The sequence below is a fragment of the Sellimonas catena genome (assembly GCF_027924685.1).
In the GTDB taxonomy this organism is placed as follows: domain Bacteria; phylum Bacillota; class Clostridia; order Lachnospirales; family Lachnospiraceae; genus Sellimonas; species Sellimonas catena.
The window spans coordinates 1-7,790 of the sequence record NZ_BSBO01000062.1 but is presented as its reverse complement, the minus strand read 5'-3'; the positions used below and the strand labels follow the sequence as shown (position 1 = coordinate 7,790).

The window sequence follows — 7,790 nt, the reverse complement described above, 5'->3', positions numbered from 1 at the left end:
TACGTGTTTTATTTTGCAACTAACATCATAAAGAAAAACTGTATGATTGGGAAGTAGGGATTTTCTCTGCTTCCCTTTTTATTTAGGAAAAATTCCTATTTTTGCCAATAATAATTATACACTAACTGGACAGACTTTACATTTCTTTAATAGAATGGTATGATGATCAAACAGAGAAAGGAGTTTTCAGGATGTTTCGATTGTGGGCAAAGACATGGAAGAACAACCGCATGCTGTCAGATACGGTGATCTGTGACGACTCATCCGACACAAGAACACATAAAGTATTCCGGGCTTTGGAAGAGATCTGTTATCAGTTTGATTTAAGCCAGCCGATCTGGCTTGACAGCAATATCAATGAGTTCCGGCGTCATGCCAAAGCGCGGTTTTACCAGGACAGTTTTATTGACAGTATTGACTTTGACTTTCTGGAAATCCAGGTCATCGAAGAAGATTAAGAGCGGCTGCATTATGTAAAACGGAGGGCTTCCCTCCGTTATTTTTTCATTTTCGGTTCAAAAATCCAGGATGCAAGATATCCGAAGACCAGTGCCGCCGAGATTCCTGCCGCGCTTGCGGTAAATCCTCCTTCAAAGATCCCGATGAATCCGTCTTTCAGGACGGCCTCTTTGACTCCCTGAAACAGAGTGTTTCCAAACCCGAGAAGCGGAACGCCTGCTCCGCAGCCGACCATTTCAATCAGGGGATCATATACGCCCAGAAACCCCAGCACGGTTCCGGATGTCACCAGAAGTACCATGACTCTTCCCGGCATCAGTTTTGTCCTGTCCAGAAGGATCTGTACAAGCGCGCAGATCAGGCCTCCTGCCCAGAACGCGTTAAAATATTCCATCGTTTCTCCTCCTTTGTCAACATGCACGTTCCAGCACAATGCCATGGGCAATGCCCGGAATGCTCTCGCCTTCATTGAAGCTGACCGTTGACATCAATGCACCGGTCGGGACAAAGAGTACTTTCTTCCACTCACCTTTTATGATTTTCGGAAGAACATAAGATCCCAGTGTCACTGCCGCGCACCCGCAGCCGCTGCCTCCGGCATGGGTATCCTGTGTCTTCTGATCGAAAATTTTCATCCCGCAGTCCATGTGTCTTTCCTCAATGTCCACTCCGTTTTTCTTCAGAAGTTCCAACAGGATCGTGCTTCCAATATATCCGAGATCTCCGGTGACGATCTGATCATACTCTTCCATCTCCCTGCCAAAATCTTTTCTGTTTGCCAGAATGGTGTCACATGCCGCCGGAGCCATGCATCCTCCCATATTCTGGGAATCTTTCAGCCCGTAGTCTACGATTTTCCCGACTGTCACTCCGGAAATCCGCACCTTCGATTTTTCCTTTCCGATGACAAAGGCTCCGCTTCCGGTTACCGTCCACTGTGCCGAGAGGGGCCTCTGGGAAGCGTATCCAAGCGGAAACCGGAATTCCTTTTCCGCGCTTCCAAAGTGGCTGGATGTGACCGCAAGAACGTAGTCCGCATATCCGGCTGCCACGCTCATCGCCCCAAGGGCAATGGCCTCCCCTGATGTGGAACATGCTCCAAACAGTCCGAATAAAGGAATCTGGAGGCTTTCAATTCCAAGGGAGGTGGCCGTTCCCTGCCTTAACAGGTCGCCGCCGAACAGAAAGCGGATCTTCTCCTGCGGAATCTGCGCCTTTTGTATGGCCCTCAGGCAGGCCCGTTTCTGCATTTCGCTTTCTGCCTCCTCCCATGTTTCTTTCCCGAAAAGATTTTCCTTGTCTTCTCCATACTCGTCGAACAGTTTTCCAAGCGGCCCCTGGCTTTCTTTCTGCCCGACAATCGTTCCCGCGCTCAGCAAGAAGGGCGCCTCTGTAAAGCCAAGACTCTGCGCTCCTTTTGCCATTCCGCTTTTCATCTGCAATCCCACCTTTCTCTACCAGCTGATTCCCGCTTTCAGCAGGAAATAGTAAATCAGTCCAAACAGCCAGCTCGTGACGATTCCGTACAAAATGACCGGTCCGGCAATAGTAAAAATCTTACATCCGATTCCGAACACCTGGCCTTCTTTTTTATATTCGATTGCAGGCGCCGCCACAGAATTGGCAAATCCGGTGATCGGGACAAGCGCTCCCGCCCCGCCCCATTTCGCGATTTTTGGATACAGTCCCAGTCCTGTCAAAACGACACTTAACAGAACAAGAATCATGGATGTATAACAGCTTGTCATCTCCTTGTCCATGCCGGTGCCGGACACATAATTGGAAATGATCTGGCCAATCGTACAGATCGTTCCTCCTGTGATAAATGCGCGGAACATGTTTTTCCAGACATTATGCACCGGTGTCTTCTGCTTTACATATTCTTCGTAGCTTTTCTGCTTTTTCGCCTGTTGTCTGTTAATCGGTTCTTTCAAACAGATCCCTCCTTACACGCCCCATCTTCCCAGAAAATAAACAAGCGCTCCCGCTGTTTTCCCAAGAGACAGGCCGATGATAATATATGGTATGGTTTTAATGATTTTCAGCCTCCGGATAAAGATCGGAAATACATTGAGAATATCTGCAAGCGCCATGGCCCAGCAGCCCACAAAGATTCCGGAAAACAGACCGAACAGCGCCAGAAGGAAGCTGCCTGCCGGTATCTTTATCTGATAGATAAAGAACAGATTGAACAGAATTCCGCCGAGGGCAATAGCATTTTCATACATCAAAATGTGTTTCCCGGTATGGGTCCTGTCCGCAAACACTGAAATCAGCCCAAGCCCGATAAGAAAAGAAAACATTCCCCCTGCAATGACCGCGCCGGATGAAAATCCGATGATTCCAAGAACGATCTGCTCAGCCCACATCTTTTTCTTCCTTCTTCCGTGAGTATTCATCGATCAGTGTCATCTCGATTTCCTCCTCGTACGTCCGCATTTCCACTTCCATCGGCGTCGGATCCACAGTAAAACGTCTTTTCCCAAAGTGGTTGAAAAACAGCAGAATTCCCACGCTCATCCCGATACAGTATGTCAGTTCCAGAATTCCAAAGCCGTCCGACCGGTTTCCTGTCACAAGGAAATAAATCTGATTAAACAGTTTTGGTACATCCACGTCATTGTTAAACGACATGATGGAAAACCCGGCACCGATAAAGGTTACAAGAAGTACAAACACACTTTTCAGAAACGGAATCACTTTCCCGTTCTTTTTCTGATCTTCGATGGTAATAATCAGATCTGTCTCGCCCATATTTTCCACGGTGAGATTCGGATAAATCTCATGGATTCTGGAGATGACTTCCAGAATGGATACGACATACCGTTTCTTTAAAGAGCCTCGGAGAAGTTTCACTGTCTTTAACCGGCTGACAACAGTCTGATCGGTACATTCCATCGAAAGCACATCCCCAAGAAGCACTTCTGTTTTTGCCAGTTCCTTATTTTTCTCCCCTTTGATATAGAGTGTATGTCCGGATGTTCCCATCGTTTCCTCCTTCTTCCATGCTGACACTGACAAGCGTTCCGTTTTCTTCCGATACGGGCCGTTGCTGTGACATTACATAATACAGAATTCCCAGGATAACAGCTGATGTGACAACGCAGATCAGGCATATCCGGATTCTTCTTTTTGCCTGTTCCATTCTCCTTCACCTTTCCTTTCTTTCAAAGGTAGTATGTCTGTTCTGGCTTTTTTTATACCGGATATGCCTGATTCTTTTTTACGCCGGCGGACTGCCGTATTCTTTCATCCGTTTCAGTATCTTCTTTTCCAGCCGCGAGACCTGCACCTGCGACATGCCAAGCATTTTCCCGGTCTCGGACTGGGTTTTGTTTTCAAAATATCTGAGATAAATCAGCTGCCGTTCCTCTTTTCCCAGCTTTTCCAGAAGGGAATATAGAAACATCTGGTCAATAATCTTTTCTTCTGTTTTTTCCTCCTTTTCCAGTTTTTCCAGAAGCTCCACCTCACTTCCGTCTTTCTTGTAGACCGGCCGGTGCAAAGACTCCACTTCGGCAGATGCTTCCATAGCCTCTACCAGTTCTTCCTTTCCGATTCCGGAAATCTCCGACAGTTCCCGGATTGTCGGTTCCCGGTTGTACTTTTTCGTAAATTCTTCTTTCGCCTGACATGCTTTACAGGAAATTTCCTTGAGAGAACGGCTGACTTTGAGCATTCCGTCATCCCGGAGAAACCGTCTGATTTCCCCGGATATCATTGGGATAATGTATTATAGTGGAAATTTTGAAATTTCCTTTATCCAATAGGGTAATTATCTTGAATAAGATATATGAAATTTTACACGCAAGAAGATATATCCCCTTGCGATGTATTAACTATAGAAATGTAATTTACTGTAGTGTCAAAAGATCATTATACTCAATTTCAACATAATCATTCGATATTTTAATCTTTTTGATATATTCACGTACAGTCTTCTGTCTTTCATTGAAAGACATGAACTCCCAGCTGTCAGCAACACTTTTGAATGCTTTAGCTCTTGCTGTCATATCTTTAGCTCTGGTGTTCTTTAATGTGTACTGTTCTATCTGTGTATTCAGATTTTCCAGTTCTTTATTGATCTCACCAATTGTCTCCAGCAGGACACTATTATTGGTATCGGATGCATATAAATTATACAGGGATTTCAGCTTACCTTCAAGAACTGATTTTCTCTGGTTCATAGCTTCAAATCCTTTTTGATTTTGCTGTTCTGATTTTTCCTCGATTACCTCATACTCCTTTGATAATTTCAGCATATCACTAACAACAACATCTTCAACTTCAGCTGCATCCAATTTTCCGTTCTGGCAATTTGGATTCTTAACCAAGTGCGGTTTACTATGGTCTAATGAGTAACAGTAAATCATCACTCTTCCACCGCTCCATTTTTGATAACGCATCTTTGCCCCACATAATCCACAATATATTAACCCAGTAAGTAAATACTGTGATTTATGAGAAGTTGCTCTCGTTCTTGTTTTTCGCAATTCCTGAACTTCATCAAACAGTTTTTTATCAACTATCGGCTCGTGAAGACCATCAACGATTTCCTTATTATATTTGAGCTTTCCAATGTATGTCACTCTGGATAACATATCGGACACTTGTTTGTCTCCTTTTAAATCGAACATCTTTGCCAGTGCATACGTGGAATAGCCTTCCTTATATAATTCAAAAATCTTTCTGACTGTTTCAGCATCTTTATTTGGCACAAGAACGTCATCACCGTTATTATAGTCATAACCAAATGGTGGTTTCGTCCCTCTCCATTTTCCGGTTTTGATTCTCTCTGTAATTCCCATCTGTGTACGTTCACGAATATTTTCACGTTCATACTGAGCAAATACAGATAAGATACCTACCATTGCTTTTCCATATGGTGTTGTTGTATCAAAGTTCTCATTTAAAGAAATAAATCCAACATCATTTGCTTCAAACACATCTTCCAGAAGATAAATCGTATCTTTCTGACTTCTGGACAAACGATCAAGTTTAACAACTACAACTGATTCCACTTTGCCCTCTTGAATTTCTTTAATAAGACGTTTCATCTCCGGTCGATTCAGATTGCTTCCTGAATAGCCACCATCAATATACAGATCATAATTATCAATCTCCTGATAATTACAATACTTTTCAAGCTTCTCTGTCTGAGCACCTACTGAATATCCTTCTTCAAACTGAAAATTTGTAGAAACTCTGATATACAATCCTGTTTTTTTATTATTTGAGGTATTCTTTCCAATTCTTATGTTTCTCACCTCGCTCTTTCCTCCTCTCACGTATACTATACCATCCTTCCAGAAAAATTTCAACTTATTTTATTTCTCTAAGTATGTTATACGAAATTTCTTCTTTCAGCTGCATCGACTTTAATATTATCAACTGCTCCCATCTCTTTATTCATCTGATATAAGATCTGACGAACTACCGGGGAATCCAATTTGAATCTTTCTAAATCTTTATCTTCGATCACATTACCATTTGCATCATATCTTCTTACAATTTTTAATGCCATCGCAATCCCTCCCTTTATAAATCATATTCAATCGTCTCTAAAAAATCACCAGAACCGCTCGTCCTGTATTGTCATTCTTTTGTGTTATCTACATTTTATAACGTCGTTTTCTGTTGAATTGTCGAAAGCAGGAATATCATTGCTCGCTTTCGTTCATTCCCATTTGAATCCGTACTGCTTTCAGTACCCGATCCAAACTCCACTTATTTACTCTTCCGCATTTCTCAATAATGCATTTTGTAGAAATGCTCATAACCTGTTCAGCCAATGCCAGGCTTCCTTTTCGGATCCCTGTCATATCGTATTTACTGATAAATACATGTGTTGGTAAATACCGCTTCTTATATATTCTTGATGTCATCGGAACTACTGTAATGACTGAACTGTATGTATTGGCTTTGTTGTTACTTACTACGATCACCGGTCTTACTCCACCCTGAACCGAAGTTGTCGGGAACATACCGAGATCCGCCCATAAGATATCTCCTCTTCGAATCGTCACTTGTCATCTCTCCAATCTTTTTAATTTGTAAAGCATTCATAGCGCTATAGTGGCTCCACAGGAATACGGCAGAGTTCCTTTCCAAGATGGAAAGCTCTGCCGCATAACCTCTATAGCCAATTTGATTATTAAACAGTGCTCGCTCGATTCTATTTATCCTCGATACCCCGAATCGTTACTCCTGCATCTGCAGGAAGGGAATAATAACCTGCCCGGATGCTATACTCCGGACCACAACCCAAAAGCTCTCGTTTCCAGGCTCTGGCAGTTCATAGGTTTACCAGTTACAGACTTCTCAGGGTCTGCAAGTGTATCGCATCTCACACATGTCATCGCATCACCAGCCTGCCGACTGGCTTTGGTCAGTGCTTTTTCGCAGCATTATTGACTCTAAATAGTTTCTTACGTCTTATAATCCTATAGCGGCATCTTCCTCGTGCTCACTGTATGAAATGTCACGTCAGTTATTATTGGATATTCAGTTATCATGGTGCATTTTAGGGAGTCCTTAAAGCTCCTCTAATTACTAAAGTCAAATAACTTCGGCAGATGCAAAAAAATTTCCGAAATTTTTTAAAAAATTTTTTTCATATACATTTCACGCATTTTATTAAGGATCGTTTTCAGCTTGTAAGCTAATACCTGTCTGGAAATCCCCATAATCTCTGCCATCTGTGTCTGTGTCTTGTTTTCAAAGAAAATGCCGTAAATAATCATGCGTTCCTCGGTATTCAGCTGATCGATCACTTTATGAATATCCTGCTGTTCCATTTTCGTCAGTACACTGTGCTCCACGTCACAATTCAGATCCGGGAACTCTTCAATCATGAATCCTTCCCCATCAATGGACTGTCCACTGTAAGGTACTTCCCGCAGCATCTTATCCACGACTTCCCCCAGTTCGTTCTTAATCTCAACTTTTTTTGCCTTGCTACTTCTGTAAAAATTGTTCATCGCATACGCAACTTCTCTTGTAATCTCGATCATTTCTCCATCAATATTTGCGTAGTACTTTCCGTCATAAAAATATGGGTGTTCAATATACATATCCGTTCCTCCTGAATTTGAAATCTTGTTGCTCGTTTCAAATCCAGAAGGCGGACCTCTGTTTAGGATCATGCCTGCTCCGCCTTTATCCTGCCGGGACATACCCGCAGTTATTGGCTGAAAAATTCAGGCATAAAAAAGTGTCTTCGACACTTCAGCCCCCTAGCCCCCATTCATGGGGGAATTGGGGGTTTCTTTTTATGTGTTTTTCCTGCATAATAGACTTATGAATATATTACAAACCATTTTTAAAGACCA

11 protein-coding genes and 1 pseudogene are annotated in these 7,790 nt (G+C 42.8%); 1 reads left to right on the top strand and 11 read right to left on the bottom strand.

Annotation, left to right across the window (positions count from 1 at the left end; all coding sequences use genetic code 11):
• The first annotated feature begins 191 nt into the window (after window positions 1-191).
• Entirely contained in the window at window positions 192-458 is a 267-nt protein-coding gene (locus Selli1_RS17615) for a hypothetical protein (protein ID WP_087167707.1), read from the top strand.
• 38 nt (window positions 459-496) lie between these two features.
• Here the strand turns inward: Selli1_RS17615 and Selli1_RS17610 are convergent, their stop codons facing one another.
• The 11 genes and pseudogenes from Selli1_RS17610 to Selli1_RS17560 all read right to left on the bottom strand — a co-directional run bounded on the left by Selli1_RS17610 (window position 497) and on the right by Selli1_RS17560 (window position 7,532).
• Complete coding sequence (locus Selli1_RS17610) at window positions 497-853, bottom strand: SpoVA/SpoVAEb family sporulation membrane protein (protein ID WP_087167708.1); 357 nt, start codon at window positions 851-853, stop codon at window positions 497-499.
• Between the two features lie 16 nt (window positions 854-869).
• Window positions 870-1,883 (bottom strand): stage V sporulation protein AD, encoded by a 1,014-nt coding sequence (locus Selli1_RS17605; RefSeq protein WP_191426577.1) that lies wholly within the window; start codon window positions 1,881-1,883, stop codon window positions 870-872.
• 30 nt (window positions 1,884-1,913) lie between these two features.
• Entirely contained in the window at window positions 1,914-2,381 is a 468-nt protein-coding gene (gene spoVAC / locus Selli1_RS17600; protein ID WP_140398842.1) for a stage V sporulation protein AC, read from the bottom strand.
• A 24-nt stretch (window positions 2,382-2,405) separates the two neighbouring features.
• Window positions 2,406-2,828 carry a stage V sporulation protein AB gene (locus Selli1_RS17595; RefSeq protein ID WP_087167709.1) on the bottom strand — a complete coding sequence of 141 codons (423 nt, stop codon included), beginning with the start codon at window positions 2,826-2,828 and terminating at the stop codon, window positions 2,406-2,408.
• The gene (locus Selli1_RS17590) at window positions 2,818-3,447 is read right to left on the bottom strand and encodes a stage V sporulation protein AA (RefSeq protein WP_087167710.1); all 630 of its coding nucleotides are present in this window, start codon (window positions 3,445-3,447) and stop codon (window positions 2,818-2,820) included. Before Selli1_RS17590 ends, Selli1_RS17595 begins: the two co-directional genes overlap by 11 nt.
• Complete coding sequence (locus tag Selli1_RS17585) at window positions 3,401-3,604, bottom strand: hypothetical protein (RefSeq protein WP_087167711.1); 204 nt, start codon at window positions 3,602-3,604, stop codon at window positions 3,401-3,403. Before Selli1_RS17585 ends, Selli1_RS17590 begins: the two co-directional genes overlap by 47 nt.
• A 78-nt stretch (window positions 3,605-3,682) precedes the next feature.
• Window positions 3,683-4,192, bottom strand: a pseudogene (locus Selli1_RS17580) (sigma-70 family RNA polymerase sigma factor); the annotation flags it as partial.
• A 121-nt stretch (window positions 4,193-4,313) separates the two neighbouring features.
• Window positions 4,314-5,726, bottom strand: a complete 1,413-nt coding sequence (locus tag Selli1_RS17575; RefSeq protein WP_055057334.1) for a recombinase family protein — start codon at window positions 5,724-5,726, stop codon at window positions 4,314-4,316.
• A gap of 77 nt (window positions 5,727-5,803) precedes the next feature.
• Window positions 5,804-5,983 (bottom strand): hypothetical protein, encoded by a 180-nt coding sequence (locus tag Selli1_RS17570; RefSeq protein ID WP_117942937.1) that lies wholly within the window; start codon window positions 5,981-5,983, stop codon window positions 5,804-5,806.
• A 136-nt stretch (window positions 5,984-6,119) separates the two neighbouring features.
• Window positions 6,120-6,485 carry a type II toxin-antitoxin system PemK/MazF family toxin gene (locus Selli1_RS17565; RefSeq protein WP_117942938.1) on the bottom strand — a complete coding sequence of 122 codons (366 nt, stop codon included), beginning with the start codon at window positions 6,483-6,485 and terminating at the stop codon, window positions 6,120-6,122.
• A 573-nt stretch (window positions 6,486-7,058) separates the two neighbouring features.
• Complete coding sequence (locus tag Selli1_RS17560; protein ID WP_172590466.1) at window positions 7,059-7,532, bottom strand: sigma factor-like helix-turn-helix DNA-binding protein; 474 nt, start codon at window positions 7,530-7,532, stop codon at window positions 7,059-7,061.
• Window positions 7,533-7,790: the final 258 nt, after the last annotated feature.

Excerpts from the sequence above, each read along its gene's own strand:
- Selli1_RS17615 (WP_087167707.1), top strand. The coding sequence starts at position 192 with ATGTTTCGATTGTGGGCAAAGACATGGAAGAACAACCGCATGCTGTCA.
- Selli1_RS17610 (WP_087167708.1), bottom strand. The coding sequence starts at position 853 with ATGGAATATTTTAACGCGTTCTGGGCAGGAGGCCTGATCTGCGCGCTT.
- Selli1_RS17605 (WP_191426577.1), bottom strand. The coding sequence starts at position 1,883 with ATGGCAAAAGGAGCGCAGAGTCTTGGCTTTACAGAGGCGCCCTTCTTG.
- Selli1_RS17595 (WP_087167709.1), bottom strand. The coding sequence starts at position 2,828 with ATGTGGGCTGAGCAGATCGTTCTTGGAATCATCGGATTTTCATCCGGC.
- Selli1_RS17590 (WP_087167710.1), bottom strand. The coding sequence starts at position 3,447 with ATGGGAACATCCGGACATACACTCTATATCAAAGGGGAGAAAAATAAG.
- Selli1_RS17585 (WP_087167711.1), bottom strand. The coding sequence starts at position 3,604 with ATGGAACAGGCAAAAAGAAGAATCCGGATATGCCTGATCTGCGTTGTC.
- Selli1_RS17570 (WP_117942937.1), bottom strand. The coding sequence starts at position 5,983 with ATGGCATTAAAAATTGTAAGAAGATATGATGCAAATGGTAATGTGATC.
- Selli1_RS17560 (WP_172590466.1), bottom strand. The coding sequence starts at position 7,532 with ATGTATATTGAACACCCATATTTTTATGACGGAAAGTACTACGCAAAT.